We start from the raw sequence: 23,260 nt of genomic DNA on the forward strand, positions 1-23,260 counted from the left end.
GGTTGGTTCGAGACCGCTGCGGCCTCGTGTGTTGGACGCTATGAGGATGGCTTCAGGCCGTGAGGAGTCTTTGGTCCTTGATCATTCGCCGGAAGTCCCGGCCCGAAGCTCCGGTCAGGACAGCTGCAGCACGTCAGCGATCGGACGCCGCCGCGTGTAGACCGGTGATGGGCTGACGTCAGGGACACGGCCGACGCGGATCAGCAACTGCGGTTCGGCGCGGCGACCTGTGAGACGGCGCACGATCTCGCGGCTCTCATGTAGCTCGATCATGTGAGTCAACGTGCAGGTCGCAAAACCCGCTGCGGTGCACTCCAAGAGCGTGCGCGACAACGCCTCACCGCAGTGCAGTGTGTTCTCGCGGCCGTCGTCATAGGTCGACAGCACAAGTATCTTCGAGTGATCGCGCTCAACCTGCGGGCGTCGGTCACCGCTTCCGTATGCGGGGAACTCACGTGCGATGTCGACGTGTGATGCCTCGACGGTCGAGGGCAGCGCGCTCGACGGAACACCGCCCTCGGAACTGGAATGCCCAGTCCACCAGAGCAATTCATAACGATACGAGGCGTCGTCGCGACGGTGCTCCTCGCTGCGCCGTGATGCATCGGCAAGGATGGGCCTGCCGTCCTCGTCGATCACGTCTAGGAAGGTGGCTGTGCCACGCAGGAGCGCGCGCAGTTGTCGTTCCATCTCTTCCCACGGTTCTGGGGCGGCGAATGCCAACCGATCGGTGTGCCGGTGTGCGATCGCTTCGGCCAGAGTGCGTACGTGGTCGTCTATGTAGTCTGACCGGCGGAAGATGGCTGATGCGAGATGATCGTGATTGTGGGGGTCGGGATACCTCTCGACGCTGACAACCCAGCCCGCTGCGGCCGCCGCAACCTGCAGATGATCGAGTACTGCGCCACAGCTGAGAATCACTTCCCGGCCGGTGCTGTCCGTGTGAACCCCGACCCGCGAATGATCGGCGAACAAGCGCAGAGTGCCGGTGTTGAATGCCCATCGCCAAGGCTGACTGTTGTGTAGCGACGGCGCTCGGCATGCCAGCTCGAGGATGGCGGTTACTTGTTCGGCGGTGATCGCGTCGGCTGAAGTGACTGACTCGGCCATGGTGTCCTCCGTATGGCGTAGCCAAGACGGTCGGCGGCTACTCGTCGAACGTTATTGCGAGAAGCGCACCCCCGATACGCCCATTGGTCCCCTCGCGACGACCATTGGGCCTCCGATCCTGGGACCTTGGCCTCTGCGCCGAGCATGCTGTGGCCGACCACCATCGATAACAGTCGGCGACTGGCCCGGCGGGATCGAGGAGGCGGCATGCAAACCTTCACCCTGACGCTGGGTAGTTGGTCGCGGCGCCTGCTCGCAGGCAATGCCCTGGTGCGCACCAGCGACCGCGTTGAAGCCGTCGCCATGCTTCTGGCTCTTCTGTTTGCAATTCTCGCCGTCCCCGTTGCGGGGGCACTGGGTACAGCCGTCTACGACAACCGCATCCATGTGTTCGCTGACGAACGGATGGCTCGCCATGAAGTGCAGGCGACCGCGACACACGACAGCTCAGTCACAGCGTTGCCGTACCAATCCTCGTATGTGTCAGAGGTGCATTGGGAATTCGCGGGCCAACTTCACACCGGTGTCGCGAGTACCCGAAATCGAATGAAGGTCGGGGATCAGACCTCGGTCTGGGTCGACGCGGCCGGCGAATTCACCCCTCCGCCGCGAGGGGACAAAGATGCTGCCGCCGAGGCGGTGATGACTGCTCTTGGCCTATGGGTGGCGGTGGCGGGGGCTGCCGCGGCAGCCTACGCATTGCTGCGCTCGCGTCTGAACCACCTGCGGCACGCTGCCTGGGACCGCGAGCTAGACGATCTCGCTGACAATGGCGGTCGGACCAACCACAACACTTAACGCATAGAGACCAATCAGTTCAGCAATTGGAGAGGGCGAATTATCGTGGAGTCCAACGGTTTTCACACGGCACACAGCATGGCCGACAAAGCAGTGGAGGTGGTGTCGTGGGACCCGGCCGATCATGTTGACCTGCCGGGATTTGCTCATGGCCTGACCCGCTACGGCGGACATTGGATGGACGTGGGGATTTCCGTCATTCCCGTGGATGTCGATCCGTTGGAGGCCCTCGATGCGGTTTTTCTTCGGCTACGCGAGATAGTGGCCCGAGAGACACCCGATGTGGAGTACTTCACCGTCGATGTGCGTGTCGCATCCCGCACCGCGCCACGACGCCCTGACGTCAGGCCCCGCGCCATCACACCGGTGGCGAACTGATTGCTGAGGTTCGCGTTCGGGCCACGGAAAGCCGGCGTGATCATGATAAGTAACGGTGTATGGGGCGGCTTCACACCGGGACTTGCCCAGTTTCGGAACTATCGATCGTCTTGGCTACGCGGTGACATTACGGCCGGCCTCACTGTGGCCGCCTACCTAGTGCCACAGGTGATGGCCTATGCGACATTGGCAGGACTATCCGCCAGCACCGGGCTGTGGGCATCTGTCATCGCCATGGCCGTATACGTCGTATTCGGCTCGTCGCGGCAGCTATCGGTCGGGCCGGAATCGACCACAGCGCTGATGACGGCCGCGGTACTCGCTCCCATTGCGACAGGTCAACCGTCGCGTTATGCCGTGCTTGCGGCCCTTCTGGCCGTTCTGGTCGGCGCCATGTGTCTGGTGGGTGCGCTAGCACGGTTGGGATTCCTGTCGAACCTCTTGTCGCGCCCGGTTCTGGTCGGGTACATGACGGGGATAGCAATCGTGATGGTCGCCGGCCAGCTCGGAAGGATCACCGGCGCGCCGGTATCAGGAGATCGATTCGTCGACCTCTTGAAGACTTTGGCGCGCGATGGCAGCCACGTGCACTGGCCGACGATCGTCGTGGCCGCGTCGGTTCTCGCATTGATGATGGCGCTGGATCGGTGGGCGCCGAAGCTGCCGGGGCCTCTTATCGCACTACTTGCGGCAACCCTTGCGGTGTACGCATTGGCGTTGAACCACAGGGGTATTGATGTCGTCGGAACAATCCCAGCCGGCTTGCCCACCCTCGGCATGCCGCATGTCACACCGGCCGAAACCGCAGCGCTGATTCTGCCGGCGCTCGGTATCTCGATTGTGGCGTTCTCGGACAACGTCTTGACCGGCCGCGCTTTCGCCGCAGAAAGCCGTGCCGAGATCGATGCGAACGCCGAGCTGCGCGCATTGGGCGTTGCCAACATCGCGACCGGCCTCAGCCGGGGTTTCGCGGTGAGCTCCAGCGGATCACGGACGGCATTGGCCCACTCTGTCGGTGGACGCACCCAGATGTATTCACTCGTCGCGTTGACTTTGGTTGGGGCAACGATGTTGTGGGGGCGCGGTGTGTTGGCGAACTTTCCGACCGCTGCGTTGGGGGCATTGGTTGTGTACGCCGCACTCCGCCTGATCAGCGTCGCCGAATATCGTCGGCTCGCCCGATTCAGAAGAAGTGAGCTGGTACTGGCGGTGGGCACTGCGACGGCCGTGCTTGGCCTCGGCGTGCTCTACGGAGTACTGGCCGCAGTCGCGCTGTCGATCCTGGATCTGTTGCGCCGCATTGCGCACGCTCACGACAGTGTCCTCGGCTTTGTGCCCGGAGTCGCCGGTATGCACGACGTCGAGGACTACCCGGACGCCGTCCCGGTGCCCGGTCTGCTCATCTATCGCTACGACGCACCTCTGTGCTTTGCAAATGCCGAGGACTTCCGCCGCCGCGCGCTGGCGGCCGTAGACCAGAACGCCGAACGAGTGGAGTGGTTCGTGCTGAACGCCGAGGCAAACGTGGAGGTTGATCTCACGGCGCTCGATGCACTCGATCGACTCAGGAAAGAGTTGTCCCGCAGCGGAATAACGTTCGGGATGGCCCGCGTCAAGCAGGACCTGCGTGCTTCGCTGGCGGCGGCTGGGCTGCTATCTCAGATCGGTGAAGAGCGGATCTTCATGACGTTGCCGACGGCTGTCGAGGCGTTCAAACAGCGCCTATGATCAGCGTCGGTTGAGGTACCAGACGTGAGTGGCCAAGACTGTCGCAAACGAGCACCACGCGGCGTACAGCGCCAGCGGGGCTGCGCGCTTGCCCTGTGCTGTCACCGCACGGCGGGTCAAATCGATACTGCTGGCCGCCAATACCGCCGCAACAGCCGCCGCGGTGCCCAGCCGCCGACGATTGAAGAACAACCACGACCAACCTCCGTTGAGCGCGAGATTCAATCCCAGCGCGCAGACGTAGCGGCGCCGCTCTGTCGTCTGCCCTGGGCGTGCCATATCGCCGATGACGTTCGATGAGACGATGGCGATGTCGGCATAGAGCATGGGCCACACGACCGGAAATACCTGCGGTGGCGGCTGATAGAACGGCTTGCGCAGAGCTCGATACCACGCTGAGTCGGCGGGCCGACTGGCTAGACTGCCGGCGAGCGCTGTAACCGTCACCGCGGCTGCGGTTGGGATCAATGTTTTTGCCCTCATAAGCGTTGGTCATGCCTTCGATCAGTCGTGCCGCGCGACAATCACCGGTGTGTGAATCGCATGCACCACAGCGGAACTGACGGAACCCAAGAGCATGCCCGCGAAGCCTCCGCGACCGTGACTGCCCAACACAAGCAATTGCGCCGTTTCGGCCAACGCGAGCAGATTCTGGGCTGGATGGTCTCGGACGACAACTCGCCTGACGACCACCTCAGGATATTGCTCCTGCCAGCCAGCCAGGCGTTCGGCCAACACCTCCTCAGCGTCGGCAGAGATATCAGACCACGGAATCGGCGCTATCTCGGGCCAATCCGCGTCACTCCAAGCGTGCAGCGCCACCAATTCGGTCTTGCGTAGCGACGCCTCCTCGAACGCGAGTGCCGTGGCGCGCTCGGATGCTGTCGAGCCGTCCACGCCGAGCACGATCGGTGCATCCGCGCGTTCGGCCGGCGCCGCCCCGTGAAGGACGGCGACGGGACAATGCGCATGATGAATGAGCGCAGTGCTGGCCGACCCCAAAACGGCTCGGCCGAACGCGCCCATGCCCCGACATCCGACCACGATCATCTGAGCGTGCTTCGTCATATCGACCAACGTCGGTACGAGGAGGCCGAACGGAGTCTGGGTGCGGATCCGCACCGCGGCGCCGCCAGCGCTGTCGCGCGCAATGCGTACAGCGTCCCTGTTGAGGCGGCGCGCCTGTTGTTCCTGCCAGGGGCCGAAGTCATCGGGCAGCGGAGCACCCCATGCTCCCTCCCAGCCGCCGACCAGCGGGCTGATCACGTTGACAATGTTGAGCTGATGATTACGCATCACCGCCTCGCCGACGGCCCATCGCACAGCCGCATCGGAGTACGGAGAACCGTCGACACCAACGACGATTCCATTCGCCGGCTCACTCGTAGACATATCCGCTCCTGTTCCGGTTAAGCCGCGCGTGGCAGATCGGCAGTTGTGTTGGCCGTCGTCCCAGTCGACCTGCGCCGCGTCGGCGCCCAGCCCACGTAGGTCAGATACAACCCGGCCAACGTCGAAATCACCATGACTACACGCCACCACCAGTTGCCGTTGTCAATGGCCACCGCGCCGGCCGAAAGGTAAGGCTCGGGAAAGGCGAGAAGGACTAGTCCTTTCAGGACGGTCATCCAGCCAACGAGTGACACGATGATCGCGGCGGCGCCTCGCCAATTCTGGTGCAGGGCAACAATCACCAAGCCGCTCAGCAGCACGAACGCGCCGGACACCCAGGGCCACGCCGCGTTTGAACCGAAGTCTTTAAGCAAAGCTGGCATCTGCGAAGCGCGCGCCAACGCGGTGATCGTGACGACGACGAGATACGGCCCGAGCACTCGGGAGAACATCCGAGTTCTGGCATCAACCTGTCGTATCGAGTTCATCGGTGTACCTCTGTCTGGAGTCGCTCGTTCATTGAGACGAGATCCCCTTGATCTGATCATTTGCGTCAAACTGCGGATAGGGACGTAAGTCCCCTACGCGCAGCGACTTACGTCCAGTCGCGAATCTCGAGGACATCGATCAGGGGCCGACGTGGAGTCTCGGCGACCGAGCCCGACGTTCCCGTTGGTGTCTTGCCGACCCTGACCAGCACCTGTGGCAGGCCGTGCTGACCCGTGAGCTGGCGGACGATCTCCCTGCTCGAAGCAAGCTCTGTCATATGAGTCAAGGTGCATGTGGCCAGACCCGCGGCCGTGCACTCGAGCAGTAGGCTCGACAATGCTTCGCCGCAACGGAGAACGTCTAGCCTGGCATCTTCATGATGCGTGGACAACACCACGATTTTGGCTCGGTCTACGCCGTCATCATTCGCCTTTTCGCTTATCGCTGTGGTAGGGAATTCACGAGCCACGTCGATGCGCGCCGCCTCGGTTGCGGAGACCAGAGCGCTCTGCGGAATACCTTCATCGCGGACAAAAGGCGATGTCCACCAGCTCAACTCGGCGTCATAGGTCGGATCGTTCTGTCGGATCTCTTCGGTGACCCTGGATGCTTCTGCCAACCGGAGGCGTGCATCGTCGAGGACCACGTCAAACATCACCTGATACGGAATCATCGCCTGCCGCAGTACGATCTCGAACCGCTGCCAGTCATCGGGTGGCCCGAACGGCCGGCGGTCCGTGCGGCGCCGCCGGATCGCGTCGGCACGGACCATGCCAACCGCATTGATGCCACTTGTGGCCGGACGGAAGTCCATCGCTGCCACGTGGAAGGGTTCGTATTGATCGGGAAACCGTCTCACCGCCGTGTGCCAACCGACGGCAGCCATGGCGGCGACGAGATGGTCGAGGGCGGCCCCACAGCTCAGAATGATTTCGCGGCCAAGGGGGTCTGCGGCCGACATGAGCCGACCCACGTCGGCGAAGAGGTGAAGGGTCGATCCGTCGACAACCCATCGCCATGGCTGGCTGTTGTGCAAGGACGGTGCGCGGCAGGCTAGCTCGACCGCGTCTCGGATGACCTTGATTCCGGGTGTTCGTATCGTCATGGTCGGCTCCACTCATCAATGGATTGGAAGCTACCGCCCCCTTTCCTGCCGACAAAGGAGCCATTGGTCCCCAGGGCGGGAGTAGTTCGGCATATCGGCGTCGGTAGCGATGAGCCATCAACGAACGACCCAGGCAATGGTGACTTTCAGCCCTGCCATCGCCTTCCGGTACGTGGTCGGATTCGAAATCAGCAGCTGACGATACTCACCCAATGTCGGGAGGCCCCAATGCCGCTCAGCACATCTTCACCCGTCGAAACGGACTGGACGGTAACCATTTCAGTTCGCGAATGTGAAGGGCAGACACGAGCGACGGCCCGGTTGCAATACGGTGACCATGAGTCGGTGGGTGTCGGGCTAGCCAGACTGAGTCCGGCCGAGCACGGCTTCGCCGGTGTAGGCAGTCAGCTCGCGGTGGCCCGGGCATTATCGGACCTGGCGCGCCATCTAGCCGCCTGACTTCGAGTCGCTACTGCGTCAGTTCAGAAACGATGGCCTCGGCCACCATTGGGACCGCGTTGGCGACGGCTGCCGTAAGTCCGATGCCGTGGCCCACGTCGTCGACGTCGACGGTGAAAACGACCAACTTGTTGGGAATCTGACCGAGGGCCTGGCCCAAGGCGTAGGTCTGGGGAATCCCAAGCGCATGTGAGCTCACGATCACCGTCTCGACATCCGCATCTGGCGTCCAGCGGCGGATTGTGCCTGGCGTGCCATCTTTGCCCATTGCTGCGTCCACTGCGATTGCCACCGGCACGCCGGTCCAGGCCTCCAGTATCGACCCAGGTTCACCGATGGCCGTCATGACGCGAACACCCGGCAGTTTTCTCTCGGAGACCGCGGCCGCGACGACGAGTCCCACTCCGTCGTCTCGACGGAATTCGTTGCCAACGCCGATGACGAGCGCTTCGTCGCTCATTTGCGATCGACGGTCAGGGTCAGGAAATGTGCTGAGCACGAGATGCAGGGGTCGTGGTTACGGATCGCCTTCTCGCACAAAGACGTCAGTGTCGCGTCGTCGATTGTCAGATTCGCTGCGACCAGTTCAGCCATCTCGTGCTCGATGGCGGCCTGATTCTGCGCAGTTGGCGGAACGATCGTGGCTGACCGGATCAGGTTGTCGTCGCCGATTTCGTACCGATGGTAGAGCAGGCCTCGTGGTGCCTCGCTCACGCCGTGACCGATGCCTGCGCGGGCCGGCACGTCGACGAAGGGCCGTGTGGGGCGCTCGTATTCGGCGATGATGCGCAGTGATTCCTCGATCGCGTAGATGACTTCGACAGCGCGGATGAGGATGCTGCGGAATGGATTCCGACATTGCGCGCCCAGTCCCGCTGCGGTGGCCGCTTCGCGCGCGATGGGGGACAGTGCGGCGGAATTGAGCGAGTACCTGGCCAGCGGACCGGTCAGGTAGCGTGCGCCGTCAAGGGTCGCGTGCAAGGCGGTCGAGTGTTTGACCTGTGTCTCGACGACATGCTCGCTGAAATCAGCAACCTGGAAGGGCTGTCCGGCGCTGCGCTTGATCGTGCCGTTCTCGATGGGATACCGCTCACCATCGGTCAATGACAGCAGCTCGTGATCGAATTCGGCATCTGGGAACTCGAACTGCGCCACCAATTGCAGGACGTCGATCGCCTGGTCGAGGCTACGGCGCAGCATCTCGGCGAGCGGATCGAGATCGTGCTTGTGGGGCACCGAGTAGAAGCCGCCGAGCCGCACGTTGATGGGATGGATTGCCCGCCCGCCGATCTGTTCCATCAACCGGTTGCCGGTCTTCTTGATCGCAAGGCCGCGTTCAATCAGATCCGGACGGTCCTTGGCCAGGCTGATGCCATCGGGATATCCGAGGAAATCCGGCGTATGCAATAGAAAGATGTGCAACGCGTGGCTGTGGATCCACTCACCGCAGTACAGCAGTCGGCGCAAGGCCACCAGTTCTTCGGGAACGGTGACGCCGCAAGCGTCTTCGATCGCGTTTGATGCGCTGATCTGATAGGCGACCGGGCAGATGCCGCAGACCCGCGCGGTGATGTCCGGCGGCTCGGTGTAAGCCCGACCGCGAAGGAAGGCTTCGAAGAATCGTGGCGGCTCGTAGATGTTGAGCTCAACACTTTCGACAACGCCGCCACTCAACGTGACACGGAGCGCACCTTCACCTTCGACGCGTGTCAACGCACCGATCGCGATCGTGCGGGTTTCAGGATTCACGTGTCGTTCCGCTCTGCGGCGAAATTCGCGACGTTAAACGTCGAGAACACCCGGTCGACGCCGTCGGCGGGTATTCCGTCGCGGCGCAACACCGGGATCAATGCCGCGGTGTTGGGCGTCGCAGCTGGGCCGAAGCAGCCGTAGCAGCCGCGGTGATACGTGGGGCATAGTGCGCCGCATCCGGCATGCGTTACCGGTCCCAGACAGGGGATGCCTTCTGCCACAACGACACACGTCACGCCGCGCAATTTGCATTCGGTACACACCGTCTTGGCCGGTAGCCGGGGTTTACGGCCAACCAACAAGGCAGCGAGGGTTTCAAGTAATTGCCCGCGGTCGATCGGGCAGCCTTGCAGTTGATAATCGACTTTTACGTGTGCGGCCGCCGGCGTTGAGGTCGCCAAAGTGTCGATGTACTCGGGCTTGGCGTAAACGACGGATGCGAACTCTTCGACGTCGGCGAAGTTGCGCAGGGCCTGGATGCCGCCGGCGGTGGCGCATGCGCCGATAGTCACCAAGGTCTTCGACTGTTCGCGGATCTCCCTGATTCGGCGTTCGTCGGCGGCAGTGGTGATCGAACCTTCGACAAGCGACACATCGTAGGGGCCGGCGACGATAGCACTGGATGCTTCGAGGAACGTCGCGATCCGCACCTGGCTGGCGAGAGCCAGCAGTTCGTCCTCGCAGTCCAGCAGTGTCAGCTGACATCCGTCGCACGAGGCGAACTTCCACACGGCCAATGTCGGTGTGCTCATCTACAGCTCCTTGACCGCAAGTAAGGGCTCAGCGACGTCATAGCCGACGACCGGCCCATCTCGACAGAGCAATAGCGGACCCAACTGACAGTGTCCGCACCAGCCGATCCCGCACTGCATGTTGCGTTCAAGAGAGACACGGATATCGCTGGCGGCCACGCCCTTTCGCAGAAGCTCGATGGCTGCGTTGCGCATCATCGGCTCGGGGCCGCAGAGAAGCGCGGTGGTGTTCTGAGGCCGCAGCGACAGTCGGCGCAGTGGTTCTGTGACGAAGCCGACCTCCCCGGGCCAGCCCTGAATAGGCACGTCGACCGTCATGTGCACCTCGATCGTTGCGTCCTGCACCCAGTCGGCCAGCTCCTCGCTGAACAAGAAGTCATCGCGCGAACGAGCGCCCGCGATCAGCGTCACTCTGCCGTAGGAGTCGCGGGTGGCCAACGCGCCGAGCACGACTGGCCGAAGCGGCGCCAGCCCAACTCCGCCGGCGACGATGACGAGGTCACGGCCCACAGCTTCACGCAGACCCCAGTTCGTGCCGAATGGACCGCGCATCCCGATTACGGTGCCCGGTTCCGCATGGTGCAGCGCGCGGCTCACCGCGCCCACTGACCGGATCGTGTGGGTGATAGTGCTGTCGGAGCCGGACGGAACGCCACTGACGGAAATGGCGACCTCTCCGATGCCGAACGCGTACATCATCATGAACTCGCCGGGCAGCGGTGCCTCAAGTGCATCGCGTAGCGGTTCGAGCTGTAGCGTCGACGAATCTCGGTTCTCCGCAACGCGGCTGCGGACCTGGTATGGCACGGGTGTCATCGGTGTGTTCGCCGTGCCGGGCCACGTCGCGGTGTCAGTCATCGCGGTGCTCCGCCAGGGCGGCCAGGACGTTCATCTCCTCGGTGATGTCAATTCCGGTGGGACACCAGGCAATACACCGTCCGCATCCCACGCAGCCGGAACTGCCGAATTGGTCGTGCCAGGTGCCGAGCTTGTGGGTGATCCAGTGTCGATAACGTGACGGGCCCGATTGCCGGACGCTGCCTTCGTGTACGAACGTGAAATCGAACTCGAAGCACGAGGCCCAATCCATCCACCGCTCGGCATGCTCGCCCGTGAGATCGGTGACGTCCTCGACGCTGGTGCAGAAGCAGGTGGGGCAGGCCATGGTGCAGTTGCCGCATGTCAGGCACCGACTGGCGACCTCGTCCCAATGTGACGACTCACGGGACTCGATCAACAGCTCGCGCAAGTCACCTGTGGGCATGCTTCGGCCCATGTGGTGGGCCGCCTCCGCCACATCGGCTCGCGCTGAATCAATTTCGGCTCCGCGTGCCTCGCGATGCGGCAGCGTCGCCAGCACTTGGGTACCGACGTCGCTGCCGGCATCGACCACGTACCAGCGGCCGTCGTCGTCGATTCGCTCAGTCAGGGCCAGGTCATAACCCGGGCCTACCTCGGGCCCGGTTCCCATGGATGCGCAGAAGCACAGGCCCCCTGGCTCGGTGCAGTTGACCGCGACCACGAATATGCGCGCCAGCCGTCCAACGAAGCCCCCGTCGGGATGGGCACCCTTGCCGAGAACACCGTTGAGCATCGCGATAGCGGCGAGATCGCAGGCACGCACACCCAGAAAGGCATAGCGCGGGGGATCCTCCGGTGGCACACCGTCCGAGGACCACAATCGTTGCCGCGGAGGGTGCAGGAACTCCTTCCACGACTGCGGACCGGCCGAGTGGCCGAATGCGGCCTCGTCGTCGCGGCGGCGCAGCCGATAGTGACCGGGTGCTACGTCGACACCCCAGCCCACGGGAAGGTCGTCGGCCGACGTCAGCTCGCCCAGCACGATCGCGTTATCCGACAGGGTCGGACCGATCACCCGGTAGCCACGGTCGATCAGCGTGGATACGAGTTGCTGTAGTCCCGCGGCGTCGATCACCGCACTGCTCATCGGCCCATCGTGCGCCTTTCGGGGGCACGATGCACGGCCCTTCGGTCCCATTGCCCACGCCAAAGGTCCCTACGTCGGCCGAAGGATCCGATGGTTGTTCATTTGAGGGACTTCCGGCCGTATTGCTAGGTCTGCGGACTCACTAGCGTCGGTTCCATGTCCATACAATCGCAGCCAATCTCCATCCTCTCGGAGACCGAATGCTGGCAATTGCTGTCGAGCGTCACATTGGGGCGGCTCGTCACGAGCGTCGACGGTGAACCCGCGATCTTCCCGGTCAACTTCGTCGTCCAACACCACACTGTCCTGTTCCGTACGGCGGAGGGCACCAAACTGGTCAGCGCGGCGATCAACGACCGGGTGCTATTCGAGGCTGACGACCATGGAGTCATGGAAGGCTGGAGCGTGATCGTCAAGGGACAGGCTCGCATTCTTCGCACCAATGACGAGATCGACGAAGCCGAGCGCGCTCAGCTACTCCCTTGGACAGCGACGGTCAAACAGCACTATGTGCGCATTCGTCCGCTCAGCGTTACGGGTAGGCGATTCGCCTTCGGCTCCGAGCCCGACCGTGAGTTCACTGTCGTTTGACACGCACCCTCATCCCGCTGGGTGAAGTCGGCTGCTGGCCCGCGCGGCGGCTGCCTCGCCCTGTATCTGGCCCTCTGCCCGACGTTTCACACCAAGCAGTATTCCCCGGGTGAGCAGGGCCTTCGCGGCTCCTGCGAGTTCGGTCACCAGCACTTCGCCGGGATGGCGCAATCGTGTTCGGGCACGAATCATCAACCGGCAGCGGTCCTCCCAGTGTGGAATGACGTGAAAGGACCAGACAGTGTCGCCAGACTGATTCCGCGATGGGGACCTCAATACGATCGACTGCTGTTCAACGATATCGATGACGCGCATCGTGAATCCTTCGCGCAGGCCCAGCCAGCCTTTCGGCACCAGCCGCATCTCATCGCCGACAGCCAGATGTTGCCATTCCGGATAGATGTGGTCGGCGTTGTGATAGTTCAGGCCGACGAAGTTCTCCAATGTCTCATAGCTGTACAGACCGCCGCGGTCCTGACCCATCTGAGTCAGCCACGGCCACACCGCGCTGGCCGGGGCATTGATCCATACCGCCTCTGTCGTTTGATCGCCGGGACCGCCGACAAATTCGTCGCCGGGCAGGCGCATGCGGCACTCCTCCTTCGTGGTGCCCCAATTGCGGTAGTACCGCCTCGCCGCGTAAAGCACTGCGGCGGCTGCTGCGACGTGCGCCAGTTTGCTTGCCATTTGCCCAGTGTGTGACGAGATGACGGCCTGACCTAGAGCCGGAAGTCCCTGACGTGACCGCGGCGCAACCGCCGTCGACGAGGGGAGCCCGCCGACCAATGGCCTCACCGACCGGGACTTCCGTCCCTAGTTGGCGTCACTTGGCAGGTGGTCGGATTCTCTCGTGGAAGTCAAACCACTTGAGGAGAAATCATGAGCAAACTTCCGGTGCAACATCGACCCCGATCGTTCTTCCCAGAGCTGGCGGAGATCTTCGACGGCTTCCCGTCCTGGGCGTCGCTTCGACCGGTTTTCGGCAATCACCTGATTCGAGTCGAGGACGAGATGAACGACGGCACCTACGAGCTTCGGGCCGAGATTCCGGGTGTCGACCCTGAAAAGGATGTCGATATCACGGTGCGTGACGGTCTGTTGACGATCAAGGCCGAACGATCCGAGAAGAAGGAATCCAACGGGCACTCCGAGTTCTCGTATGGATCCTTCATGCGTTCGGTGACCCTGCCTTCAGGCGCGGACGAAGATGCGGTCAACGCCAGCTATGACAAGGGCATTCTGACCGTGTCGGTGCCTGTCAACGCCGTTGCCGCAACGGAAAAGCATGTCGCCGTGGAAGCGTCGAAGAAATAACCGGGCTTGGGTGGTCCTAGGTCGCGGGGTCTGGGATCACCCGCCCAGCAACAAATGTCATTGAAAACACAGGAGCTGCAATGAAAAACGACGGCACGCAACATATGGGTAAGAAATGGACCGTCACCGTGTCGATCGACGAACATGGCGCCGAGACGCGGGCGACCGCGCGCCTCCATTGGCGCGATCAGGAAGTCGTGGGTGTCGGCATCGCGAAACTCAATCCGTCGGACCGTTACTTCGCAGCGATCGGCGATGAACTTGCCGCTGCGCGAGCACTTTTCGATGCAGCGAAACAAGTAATGGCGGTCACCGAGCATGACATCGAATACGTCACTGACGAACCTGTGACATTTGAGCGCTGGAGGGGTGCCGGACTGTCGGTGGGGGCGAAGCAATGACCCGAGCTCGTGGTCTGATGCGAAACGCGCCAAGGCAAATCTTTCGTGACAGGCGGGAAGCAGGAAAGGTCCTTGCAGGTCTGCTGAGTGCGTATCGCGGTCGTGAAGGCGTCGTGGTGCTCGGGCTACCCCGCGGAGGGATCCCGGTTGCATGGGAAGTGGCCGCGGCCCTTGCCGCGCCATTGGATGCATTCGTCGTACGCAAGCTCGGTGCGCCCGGCCACGAGGAGTTCGCCATGGGAGCCTTGGCCACTGGCGGACGCGTGGTGGTCAACGACGATCTCCTGCGTGCACTACGTGTAACACCGCAACAACTTCGGGATGTCGCCGAACGTGAAGGGCGCGAGCTGGTCCGGCGCGAGGCAGCGTACCGGGGTGGCCGCCCACCCATCGACGTGGCCGGCAAGACGGTGATCCTCGTCGATGACGGGTTGGCCACAGGTGCCAGCATGTTCGCCGCGATTCAAGCGCTACGCGAGCAGGATCCGGCCGAGATTGTGGTCGCGGTCCCAGCCGCGCCTGAGTCAACCTGTCGGGAATTGGCCGGCGTCGTCGATGACGTCGTCTGCGCATCGATGCCCACCCCATTCATGGCTGTTGGGGAATCGTTCTGGGATTTCCGCCAGGTCAGCGACGAAGAGGTGCGTGAGCTTCTGGCGACGCCGACCACGGGCATCGGAACCGCGACGATTCGATTCGCCGAGACAGCTGCAGAGATCGTCGATCGCACAGCCGTCGACGCGCCCAGCGGCGTGCCGCCGCGGGAAGCGCTCGAGGAGATCATCGGCGACGCACGGATCGTGTTGATCGGCGAAAGTTCGCACGGCACACACGAGTTCTACCAAGCACGCGCCGAGATCACAAAGTGGCTCATTGAGGAGAAAGGGTTCTGCGCCGTCGCCGCCGAAGCGGACTGGCCTGACGCCTATAGAGTCAACCGATACGTGCGCGGACTCGGCGCAGACCGATCCGCGACCCAGGCGTTGAATGGATTCGAACGATTCCCTGCCTGGATGTGGCGCAACGTCGTCGTGCGGGATTTCGTGGAGTGGCTGTACGCGGACAACGAACATCGAAGAGAGCGCGCTGAGCGCCAAACTGGCTTCTACGGTTTGGATTTGTACAGCCTGCATCGATCCATGCAGGAAGTCATCTCCTACCTCGAGAACGTCGACCCCGTGGCTGCGGCGCGAGCGCGCAAGCGCTATGCCTGCTTCGACCACACGTCGGCCGACGACGGTCAAGCGTACGGATTCGCCGCCGCATTCGGCGCAGGGCTGTCCTGCGAACGTCAGGCCGTCCAACAATTGGTCGAGATGCAACGCAGCGCGCTGGAGTATGCCCGTCGCGACGGCCTGATTGCCGAAGACGAGCAGTTCTACGCGCAGCAGAATGCGCAGACCGTGCGCAACGCGGAGGTGTACTACCGCGCGATGTTCAGCGGCCGAGTCACGTCGTGGAATCTTCGCGACCAACACATGGCCCAGACGCTGAACGCGTTGCTTGCGCACCTCGACCGGCAAGGAGGACACGAGCCGGCCCGAATAGTGGTCTGGGCGCACAACTCTCACGTGGGAGATGCGCGAGCAACCGAAGTCGGCACTGACGGCCAGCTGACGCTGGGACAGTTGGCGCGTGAACGCTACGGCGAGGATGCTCGATTGATCGGCTTCACCACCTTTTCGGGCAGCGTGACCGCGGCAAGCGAATGGGGTGGAATCGCCGAACGCAAGAACATCAGACCAGCCTTGAACGGAAGCGTGGAAGAGCTGTTCCACGAGACGCAAAGGCCTGAGTTCCTCGTGTCGCCGATGATCAGCCGGGCTGCGGCCGAACCTCTTGACGTTGTTCGGCTGGGTCGGGCTATCGGTGTCATCTACCTGCCCGCCACGGAACGGCAAAGTCACTACTACCATGTCCGCCCGGGCGAGCAGTTCGACGCGATCATCCACATCGACCGGACGCGCGCATTGGAGCCGCTCGAGGTGACCAGCCTGTGGACCGCCGGCGAAAACCCGGAGACTTATCCCACCGGCTTGTGACCTTGTGACCTCGTCTAGCCCTGCTGGGACGGAACGCGGTACAGCGCAGCACCCGCGACGATTCCAGCGCCTGCGGCGATCAGTAGAACGCGGTCGCCGGGGCGCGCTCGGTCTGCGGCCTGAACGAACGCCGCCAGCATTGATGCCGTGTGGACGTTGTTGTCGGACATGATGATTCGATCCTCGGAAACGCCGAGGTGTGCCGCGAGTTCAGTCCGAAAGCGGAACCGGTTGGGAGCGGCGATGATCGCGTCGACGTCATCGAGTTCCAGCTCGGCTTCGCGCAGGCACTCGTTGACGGCCCGGCTGGCTGCTACCGCGAATTGACTGTCGACGGTGTCCGATTCGATGAAACGAAGTACGTTGTGTCCATCGACGAGACCGACTGTGGCATTGGAGCTTTCACCTTCATCGAGGCTGCTGATCCAGTGAACTCTTTGCAGGCCGCAGTCGTCGTCTGTCCAGCCGCAGAGCATCGCCGCTCCTGCCGGCGCGAACGGAAACCGCTCGCTCATCCCGCGTCCGGGGTTGGCGTCACTGGCCACGACAAGGGCGCAGTCAATGGCGTGCGACTTCAGGAATCCGTCAACGATCTGTAGGGCCGTGAGCGGCCCACACGTTCCGTTTGAAATGTCGAATGAGAATGTTCCGTGGGTCTGTGCATGGGGGTTCTCGGGGTTAGCGCCGATGTCCTTCTGGATCAGCGCCGCGAGTGCAGGCTCTCCGAGATTGCGGTCACGATATATTCCTGCATTGACAAGTAGGTCAACGTCGTCGGGGTGTTTGCCCGCGATGTCCAAGCAGTTTCTGGCAGCCTTCACCGCAATGCGCAGGGCACTGTGGTGGTCGCGCCAGCCGCCGTGGCTGAGGCAGACCTGATCAATCAATGTGCCCATAGCGATTCACCAATTCCTCATCGAGGTTCAGAAGCACGACACCGATCTCCAGTCCTGATGCCAATGCGATCAGCGCCACGGTTTCGCCGGCCTTGATATGACCGGCGTCGAGCTCTTCGACAAGAGCCACGGTATGGGTGGTGGACGCGGTGTTGCCGTATCGGTCAACGGTGATCACCGCGTCGTGGCGGGGCATTTCGCCGAAGGACGCGGCCATCTTTGCCATTCCCTTGCGTATTGCGCGGGCCGACGTTTGATGAGTGATCACGTGATCGATGTCGTGTATCGAAATCCCTACTGCATCAAGCACTTCGTGCAATAACAATGGAGTATTCGACATTGCCGCCTTGTGAATCCCTCGAGCGTCGGTGAACATTCGGGCCGCAGGTTCGTGCCCCTTCGGATAGGCAAGGCACAGCCGGCTGTAATCAGCGACGGTCGTGAAGCCGGCCATGGTGATGCCACCGGATCCGGGTTCGGCCCGTTCGAGGAGAAGCGCCGCGCCGGCGTCGCCGAGGGTCAGCGAGGCGAGCTCTTTGCTCATGATGTTGCGGATATGGCGGGCCGCATTCTGGCCCAGTTGCGAGATGTATTCACCGCTCACTACGAGCACGCGCTCGACGGTTCCCTGCCGAATCCAGTTGTTGGCCACCGTGACACCGGTGAGCATTCCAGCGCATGCGTTGGACACGTCGAACGTCATCGCGTGTGTCGCGCCGATGGCGCCTGCGACGAAGCTGCTCATCGACGGCTCGAGCCATTGCGTCAGACCACCGCGAAACTTTGTGATGCTGCAGCTGATTACGACGTCGATCGATTCAGGGCTTCGGCTCGCCCTGTCGAGGCAGTCCAGCGCCGCCGAGGCGGCCAGGCTGTAGGAGTCCTCGTCGCCGACGGAGACGCGGCGCTCGTGGATGCCTGTCAGCCGTTCGAGATCGATGTGGGTGTGGTGCCGCGTCGTTGCCATCAACTCGGCGGTGGTGAGGTGTGTGGCTGGCAGATGTCGTCCCGCCCCGGCCACGCGCGTGCGGAACGGCGTCGGCGGGCCTCCTGCCGCCGGGTCCATCACGAGCCACTGGGTGCGCATGGACCCATGGTCCGGCGTTGAGGCGAAGGTAATAAGAGCGCTTTGGGCCCCACCGGCGGGGACCTTGGACCCTTAGCGCTTCCGCTAGCCGGTTCTACCGTCGGCGTATGGGCAAGCAACGAGTCTGTCTAGCCGGATTGATGGCGGCGATCGGCGTTTTCACGCTGTACCGAGGCAGGTTGCGGCCGCGGATGTACCGGTGGGGCGCTACCGATGACGAAGTCATGGCCGAGCTCCCGGGCGACGAGCTGATCGCGGCGACCACGCCCACGACCACGCGAGCCCTGACCATCGACGCGCCAATCGCGGACGTGTGGCCATGGCTTGCCCAGATCGGCGAGGGCAGGGGCGGCTTCTACAGCTACTCCTGGTTGGAGCGAGCCGTCGGCGCGGCCATCCACAACGCCGACACCATCCACCCCGACTGGCAGGACGTCCACGTGGGCGACACCGTATGGCTGGCCCGGCGCTATGGTGAGTCTGCTCGGCTCCTTGTAGCGGCGATCGAGCCGAACTCCTATCTCTTGCTGATGTCGCCAGACGATTTCAAGCGCGTGCAAATCAGCTCGAAGGCGAAGGGTGTCTGGGGTTTCTACCTGCGTGAACAAGACGGATGGACGCGGCTTCTGGTGCGCGGCAGCGGCGGCGCCGTCGGCCACGCGGCGTTCGACATCCCGCATTTCGTCATGGAGCGCAAGATGATGCACGGTATTCGTCACCGCGCCGAACAAGTGAGCCGCGACGAGCTGAACGCCTTTGTGCGGCGTCAGTATCGAGGGGTTCGACAGACCAGCAGCCTCGTCAAATAAGGGCGGAAACCATCGCTTACCGGCTAGCCGGTGCGACACTGGTGGGGTGACCACTCCGGTCGAACCGGGGGCTGATAACAGCATGCCCCCGCTCCGCGACACCCTGTCCCAATTGCGGCTTCGCGAGCTGCTCGTTGAGGTTCAGGATCGGGTCGAACAGATCGTGGAGGGCCGCGACCGGCTCGATGGTCTGCTCGATGCGATGCTCGTCGTCACCTCAGGGTTGGAGCTGGACGAAACGCTACGCACGATCGTCCACACCGCCATTCAGCTGGTAGACGCCCGCTATGGCGCGGTCGGCGTGCGTGGTCATGATCATGAACTCGTCGAGTTCATCTACGAGGGCATCGACGAACAGATGCGCGAAAAGATCGGTCACCTGCCGGAAGGCCGTGGCGTCCTGGGCGTCTTGATCGACGACCCCAAGGCCATTCGGCTGGACAACATCTCGCACCACGCCGCATCGGTGGGCTTCCCGCCCAACCACCCGCCGATGCGAACCTTCCTGGGCGTGCCGGTGCGGATTCGCGATGAGGTGTTCGGCAACCTGTACCTCACCGAGAAGGCGAACGGCCAGCCGTTCAGCGAGGATGACGAGGTTTTGGTGTACGCCCTCGCCGCCGCGGCGGGCATCGCGATCGACAATGCGCGGCTGTACGAGGCGTCGAAGATGCGACAGGCCTGGATCGAGGCCACCCGCGACATCGGCACCGAGCTGCTGTCGGGTACCGATCCGGCCAGGGTGTTCCGGTTGGTTGCCGACGAATCGCGGGTGCTCAGCGGCGCCGAGCAGACGTTCGTCGCGGTACCCGAGGATCCCGAGCTTTCTGCGAATGAGGTCGATGAGCTCGTCGTGACCGCCGTGGCGGGCGACGGAACGGTGGCGGAGCTGCGGACGATTCCGGTGGAAGGAACCTTGGTCGGGGAAGCGTATGTCCAGCGCGCGCCCGGACGTTTCGACCGATTCGAGTTGGACGCGGGGGAGACAACCGTTCGCGGTCCCGCGCTCGTCTTGCCCCTGCGCGCGACCGATACGGTCGCCGGCGTTCTCGTCGCGCTCCGCCCAAAAGGTGCCCAACCCTTCACCAGCGAAGAACTCGACATGATGGCCGCGTTCGCAGACCAGGCCGCGCTGGCTTGGCAGCTGGCCAGTGCACAACGTCGGATGCGGGAGTTCAGCATCCTGACGGACCGCGACCGCATCGCACGCGACCTGCATGACCACGTGATCCAGCGCCTGTTTGCGGTCGGACTCGCACTGCAGGGAACGATCCCGCGGGCGCGGATGCCCGAAGTCAAGGAGCGCCTCAACGCCTGCGTGGACGACCTTCAGGAAGTCATCCAGGAGATCCGGACCGCGATCTTCGATCTGCACGGCGCCTCGTCGGGAACCACCCGGCTGCGTCAGCGCGTGGATGAGGCGATCGCGCAGTTCGCGAGCGCGGAAGTGCGCACTACAACGCAGTTCGTCGGGCCTCTTTCGGTGGTCGACCCCACTCTGGCCGATCATGCCGAAGCGGTTGTTCGCGAGGCGGTCAGCAACGCGATCCGGCACGGCGGGGCCACCACGCTCTCGGTAAGCGTCACAGTGGGAGACGACCTCCTCATCGAAGTCGTTGACAACGGTGCGGGCATCTCCGGTGAGATCACCGGTAGCGGTCTAGTGAACTTGGAGAAACGTGCCCGCGACGCCGGGGGCACGTTTGCGATCGACAGTGCCCCAACCGGCGGAACCACACTGCGGTGGTCTGCACCGCTGCAGTCATAGGCCTTCCGAACTCAGCGCCGACGACCAATGGCCCTAACTGGGCTGTGCGCCGAGTCGATAGCGTTTAGCCATGTCAGGTGGCTCACCCACAGAACGCAAGCCGATCGTCGTTGGCATCGACGGCTCGCCTGCATCACTCAACGCCGCCAAATGGGCCGTCGCCGAGGCGGTTGCGCGCGACGCTCCGCTTCGGCTGATCCATGCCGTGCGCGACCACAATACGGCGTGCGAGGCGGACCCCCTGTTGCTCACCGCGGCGGACGTCATCGACGAGGCGGGACACCCTGTCTGCCTGGAGGTCAAGCGTGTTGTTGGCGACCCCGGTGAAGTTCTCATCGCCGAGTCCTGCCACGCCGCGATGGTGTGTCTCGGCGAGCCAGCGCCGGACCCGTCGAGTGAAAAGTTGTTCGGTGCCACCGCCATCGCGCTGCTCGAACATGCACGCTGCCCGGTGGCCGTCATTCGTAGCGACTCCGAGGGGCTTCCGCGCGACCGCGGCGTCGTCTCAGTCGTTCTCGACGACGAACCGGACAACGACGCTGTAGTCCATTTAGCGATGCAGGAAGGTCGGCTGCGCAAAGCGACTGTGCGACAGATAGATCGACGAGTCGGCAGTTGGATTCGTCGTTATCCGGACGTGCACGTCGAAGTCGTTGCTTCCGGTACCGGGTGGCGATACGGGCGCACGGGTAATGAAGCCGATGGCACGCAGCTTGCCGTTGTCGGCGATTCGGATGCGGATCAGATAGGAACACTCGCCGTTCCGAACTGTCATCCAATCCTTGACTATCCGGATTGTTCGGTGTTGATGGTTCGCAACTAGCGTCGCCGATTCATCACCATCCCCGCCGCTGGGTCGCGACGCCACGAGTTGATGATCCTCGTCGTCGCGGCTGCGGTACACGATGTAGGGCCCGGAACAGATATCCGATCGGCGCGCTGAACGCATGCGCAGGATTGGCGAGCGTGCCAGGTGGGACGACACTATTCAAACATTATCGGTGGTGGCCACGGGGACGGGCGTACGTACTGGCTACGAGTGGCGAGTGTGTGGCTTGATTCGAAATGTTGGTCGTTTGCCGATAGCCAGATCAAGGACCGGCGGAGGTCGGGGTATTGATTCCAATTCATGGATAATAGAGATTATCCATCACGCGGCGGATGCGAAAACTCGTGCGGCACAGCACAATAGCACCCGCGCTGAAACACATGGCGACGTTATCGGCGCGCTAATGCGGTTCGCTGGTTACTGCCTCGGGCGAACTCGTAACCGCCGCGATCGATATTCTCAGCCGCCCTCCACTTCTTACACTCTATTTGCTCCGCGCCCGTCGCCGGTTGGCACGCCTCCATGACGCAGATCGTTTGTGGTGCATTCCGGCCGGCGACGTCTGATGTGGTAGCTCGCCGGGCGGTCAACCCGAAATGGCGCGACACGCCAGCTGGTGTCGTGCCACGCTCGAAACTGTGGACGAGGAATCGGAGATCTACGTGTTCGATTTCTCCGATTCTCCCGGCGCGGCAGAGTACCGGGAGCGGTTAGAACGCGCCCGTATGGAGGCGCGCCAGCGATACCGCGACCACCTAGCGGCGGTGTTCGACTTGCACGGCAGCCCAGATCCCGACGCGCTCGCGGGCACCGCGCTCGACGCTCTCACGGCCTGGAGGTATGTCGACAGCGGCGAACCTTGCCGGTGCTCGTGCCACCCGCGACTACCGGAGAGCGACTTCCACGACTACGGATTCGGGTGCGTATGCGCGCAGGCACCGGAGGATCGTCGCCGCGCATTTGCTGCGTGGCGCAGCGACATCCGGGCGTTCTGGCAGTCACCCGAAGGCGAACAGATCAGGGCCGCGGAGCGCGCCGCAGAAGCCGAACTCGAAGCGTGGCTAGCCGCACAGCCCGGCGTCGTCGTGCACAGCCATGGCGGGCTGGCCCCGGAACAGTGGCGCGGAGAAGTAGACGGTCGCGCCTTTTACTTCCGTGAACGCCACGACGAATGGCGCATCGAGCTCAATCTTCGGCCCAGTGGTCGCTTCGCCCGTGTCCTGGTCGGTACGGATAGTGGCGGGGAGGCGTGTTACGAGGAGCGCGAGCTGGACGAGGGCGATGTGATCGCCGATGGCACCACTGCTGTCGACGGGTACGGTAACACTCCGGTCGAGCGGGCGAAGTTCATCGTGGACACGATCCGGGTGCATCTTTCCCGCGAGGCGTGCACGCTACACGTCGACGATCTGTCATCCATTGCGGCGCTGCTCGGGTGCAAGGTCCGCTGGTGCCCATCCTGCGGCATCCGCCTGTCCACCGACTAACGAAGGGCGGCGCAATTCTCGGCGCGGCCGCTCATGCACACGTAATGGTTAGCCGAGACGCATTCGGCTGTTATCGGTAGTAGTTGCTCCCGCATAGTGGACTGGCGCTGGTCAAGGCTGACAGA

At 63.0% G+C, this 23,260-nt stretch carries 25 protein-coding genes and 1 pseudogene; 12 read left to right on the forward strand and 14 right to left on the reverse strand.

The genetic code is table 11. The annotated features are described in order from the left end of the window. Positions 1–114 precede the first annotated feature (114 nt). Complete coding sequence (locus tag ACGFK1_RS08580; RefSeq protein ID WP_393427796.1) at positions 115–1,110, reverse strand: Acg family FMN-binding oxidoreductase; 996 nt, start codon at positions 1,108–1,110, stop codon at positions 115–117. Positions 1,111–1,317: 207 nt separating this feature from the next. Between ACGFK1_RS08580 and ACGFK1_RS08585 the strand changes: the two genes are divergently transcribed. The 3 genes from ACGFK1_RS08585 to ACGFK1_RS08595 all read left to right on the forward strand — a co-directional run bounded on the left by ACGFK1_RS08585 (position 1,318) and on the right by ACGFK1_RS08595 (position 4,014). Continuing rightward, positions 1,318–1,908, forward strand: a complete 591-nt coding sequence (locus ACGFK1_RS08585; protein ID WP_393427797.1) for a hypothetical protein — start codon at positions 1,318–1,320, stop codon at positions 1,906–1,908. 78 nt (positions 1,909–1,986) lie between these two features. After that, positions 1,987–2,286, forward strand: a complete 300-nt coding sequence (locus tag ACGFK1_RS08590) for a hypothetical protein (protein WP_393427798.1) — start codon at positions 1,987–1,989, stop codon at positions 2,284–2,286. A gap of 42 nt (positions 2,287–2,328) precedes the next feature. Continuing rightward, a complete protein-coding gene (locus ACGFK1_RS08595; protein ID WP_393427895.1) occupies positions 2,329–4,014 on the forward strand; it encodes a SulP family inorganic anion transporter in 1,686 nt (561 codons plus the stop codon). Here ACGFK1_RS08595 and ACGFK1_RS08600 read toward each other — a convergent pair whose 3' ends face one another. The 4 genes from ACGFK1_RS08600 to ACGFK1_RS08615 form a co-directional block, all read right to left on the reverse strand. Continuing rightward, entirely contained in the window at positions 4,015–4,497 is a 483-nt protein-coding gene (locus ACGFK1_RS08600) for a TspO/MBR family protein (protein ID WP_393427799.1), read from the reverse strand. It abuts the gene before it with no gap. Between the two features lie 21 nt (positions 4,498–4,518). Further along, positions 4,519–5,406, reverse strand: coding sequence for a universal stress protein (locus ACGFK1_RS08605; protein WP_393427800.1), 888 nt, complete (start codon positions 5,404–5,406; stop codon positions 4,519–4,521). Positions 5,407–5,423: 17 nt separating this feature from the next. Next, positions 5,424–5,894, reverse strand: coding sequence for a hypothetical protein (locus ACGFK1_RS08610; RefSeq protein ID WP_393427801.1), 471 nt, complete (start codon positions 5,892–5,894; stop codon positions 5,424–5,426). 107 nt (positions 5,895–6,001) lie between these two features. After that, positions 6,002–7,000 (reverse strand): Acg family FMN-binding oxidoreductase, encoded by a 999-nt coding sequence (locus ACGFK1_RS08615; protein WP_393427802.1) that lies wholly within the window; start codon positions 6,998–7,000, stop codon positions 6,002–6,004. 228 nt (positions 7,001–7,228) lie between these two features. Between ACGFK1_RS08615 and ACGFK1_RS08620 the strand changes: the two genes are divergently transcribed. Continuing rightward, positions 7,229–7,459: a dsRBD fold-containing protein gene (locus tag ACGFK1_RS08620; RefSeq protein ID WP_393427803.1), complete on the forward strand. Its 231-nt coding sequence runs from the start codon at positions 7,229–7,231 to the stop codon at positions 7,457–7,459. Positions 7,460–7,469: 10 nt separating this feature from the next. On the opposite strand, the gene ACGFK1_RS08625 is transcribed toward ACGFK1_RS08620, so the two are convergent. From ACGFK1_RS08625 to ACGFK1_RS08645, 5 genes are read right to left on the reverse strand one after another with little or no spacing between them, the layout of a single operon-like run. After that, on the reverse strand, positions 7,470–7,919 hold the full coding sequence (locus ACGFK1_RS08625) for a hydrogenase maturation protease (protein WP_393427804.1): 450 nt from the start codon (positions 7,917–7,919) through the stop codon (positions 7,470–7,472). Beyond that, a complete protein-coding gene (locus ACGFK1_RS08630) occupies positions 7,916–9,208 on the reverse strand; it encodes a Ni/Fe hydrogenase subunit alpha (protein ID WP_393427805.1) in 1,293 nt (430 codons plus the stop codon). Before ACGFK1_RS08630 ends, ACGFK1_RS08625 begins: the two co-directional genes overlap by 4 nt. Further along, a complete protein-coding gene (locus tag ACGFK1_RS08635; RefSeq protein ID WP_393427806.1) occupies positions 9,205–9,963 on the reverse strand; it encodes an oxidoreductase in 759 nt (252 codons plus the stop codon). The genes ACGFK1_RS08630 and ACGFK1_RS08635 overlap by 4 nt, the downstream gene beginning before the upstream one ends. Further along, a complete protein-coding gene (locus ACGFK1_RS08640) occupies positions 9,964–10,821 on the reverse strand; it encodes an FAD/NAD(P)-binding protein (RefSeq protein WP_393427807.1) in 858 nt (285 codons plus the stop codon). It abuts the gene before it with no gap. After that, positions 10,814–11,911, reverse strand: coding sequence for a 4Fe-4S dicluster domain-containing protein (locus ACGFK1_RS08645; RefSeq protein ID WP_393427808.1), 1,098 nt, complete (start codon positions 11,909–11,911; stop codon positions 10,814–10,816). The genes ACGFK1_RS08640 and ACGFK1_RS08645 overlap by 8 nt, the downstream gene beginning before the upstream one ends. 156 nt (positions 11,912–12,067) lie before the next feature. Here ACGFK1_RS08645 and ACGFK1_RS08650 point away from each other — a divergent pair, with 156 nt between their 5' ends. Further along, positions 12,068–12,502: a pyridoxamine 5'-phosphate oxidase family protein gene (locus ACGFK1_RS08650; protein WP_393427809.1), complete on the forward strand. Its 435-nt coding sequence runs from the start codon at positions 12,068–12,070 to the stop codon at positions 12,500–12,502. Between the two features lie 9 nt (positions 12,503–12,511). Here the strand turns inward: ACGFK1_RS08650 and ACGFK1_RS08655 are convergent, their stop codons facing one another. Then, positions 12,512–13,189: an SRPBCC family protein gene (locus ACGFK1_RS08655; RefSeq protein ID WP_393427810.1), complete on the reverse strand. Its 678-nt coding sequence runs from the start codon at positions 13,187–13,189 to the stop codon at positions 12,512–12,514. Positions 13,190–13,378: 189 nt separating this feature from the next. Here ACGFK1_RS08655 and ACGFK1_RS08660 point away from each other — a divergent pair, with 189 nt between their 5' ends. From ACGFK1_RS08660 to ACGFK1_RS08670, 3 genes are all read left to right on the forward strand, one after another. Further along, positions 13,379–13,816 (forward strand): Hsp20/alpha crystallin family protein, encoded by a 438-nt coding sequence (locus tag ACGFK1_RS08660; protein ID WP_393427896.1) that lies wholly within the window; start codon positions 13,379–13,381, stop codon positions 13,814–13,816. Positions 13,817–13,896: 80 nt separating this feature from the next. Then, positions 13,897–14,217, forward strand: a complete 321-nt coding sequence (locus ACGFK1_RS08665; protein ID WP_393427811.1) for a dsRBD fold-containing protein — start codon at positions 13,897–13,899, stop codon at positions 14,215–14,217. After that, complete coding sequence (locus ACGFK1_RS08670; RefSeq protein WP_393427812.1) at positions 14,214–16,259, forward strand: erythromycin esterase family protein; 2,046 nt, start codon at positions 14,214–14,216, stop codon at positions 16,257–16,259. The genes ACGFK1_RS08665 and ACGFK1_RS08670 overlap by 4 nt, the downstream gene beginning before the upstream one ends. 14 nt (positions 16,260–16,273) lie before the next feature. On the opposite strand, the gene ACGFK1_RS08675 is transcribed toward ACGFK1_RS08670, so the two are convergent. Both ACGFK1_RS08675 and ACGFK1_RS08680 read right to left on the reverse strand, forming a co-directional pair. Next, on the reverse strand, positions 16,274–17,155 hold the full coding sequence (locus ACGFK1_RS08675; RefSeq protein WP_393427813.1) for a 3-oxoacyl-[acyl-carrier-protein] synthase III C-terminal domain-containing protein: 882 nt from the start codon (positions 17,153–17,155) through the stop codon (positions 16,274–16,276). After that, complete coding sequence (locus tag ACGFK1_RS08680) at positions 17,139–18,242, reverse strand: 3-oxoacyl-ACP synthase III family protein (RefSeq protein ID WP_393427814.1); 1,104 nt, start codon at positions 18,240–18,242, stop codon at positions 17,139–17,141. Before ACGFK1_RS08680 ends, ACGFK1_RS08675 begins: the two co-directional genes overlap by 17 nt. Positions 18,243–18,382: 140 nt before the next feature. Here ACGFK1_RS08680 and ACGFK1_RS08685 point away from each other — a divergent pair, with 140 nt between their 5' ends. From ACGFK1_RS08685 to ACGFK1_RS08695, 3 genes are all read left to right on the forward strand, one after another. Continuing rightward, complete coding sequence (locus tag ACGFK1_RS08685) at positions 18,383–19,051, forward strand: hypothetical protein (RefSeq protein ID WP_393427815.1); 669 nt, start codon at positions 18,383–18,385, stop codon at positions 19,049–19,051. Positions 19,052–19,133: 82 nt separating this feature from the next. Beyond that, positions 19,134–20,819 carry a GAF domain-containing protein gene (locus ACGFK1_RS08690; protein ID WP_393427897.1) on the forward strand — a complete coding sequence of 562 codons (1,686 nt, stop codon included), beginning with the start codon at positions 19,134–19,136 and terminating at the stop codon, positions 20,817–20,819. Positions 20,820–20,889: 70 nt separating this feature from the next. Next, positions 20,890–21,642: a universal stress protein gene (locus ACGFK1_RS08695; protein ID WP_393427816.1), complete on the forward strand. Its 753-nt coding sequence runs from the start codon at positions 20,890–20,892 to the stop codon at positions 21,640–21,642. A 13-nt stretch (positions 21,643–21,655) separates the two neighbouring features. Here the strand turns inward: ACGFK1_RS08695 and ACGFK1_RS08700 are convergent. Continuing rightward, positions 21,656–21,769: pseudogene (locus ACGFK1_RS08700) on the reverse strand (respiratory nitrate reductase subunit gamma); the annotation flags it as partial. A 517-nt stretch (positions 21,770–22,286) separates the two neighbouring features. On the opposite strand from ACGFK1_RS08700, the gene ACGFK1_RS08705 reads away from it, so the two are divergent. Beyond that, positions 22,287–23,135, forward strand: a complete 849-nt coding sequence (locus ACGFK1_RS08705) for a hypothetical protein (protein ID WP_393427817.1) — start codon at positions 22,287–22,289, stop codon at positions 23,133–23,135. The last annotated feature ends 125 nt before the right edge of the window (positions 23,136–23,260 follow it).

The organism is Mycobacterium sp. NPDC048908, from assembly GCF_043197955.1.
In the GTDB taxonomy this organism is placed as follows: Bacteria; Actinomycetota; Actinomycetes; order Mycobacteriales; family Mycobacteriaceae; genus Mycobacterium.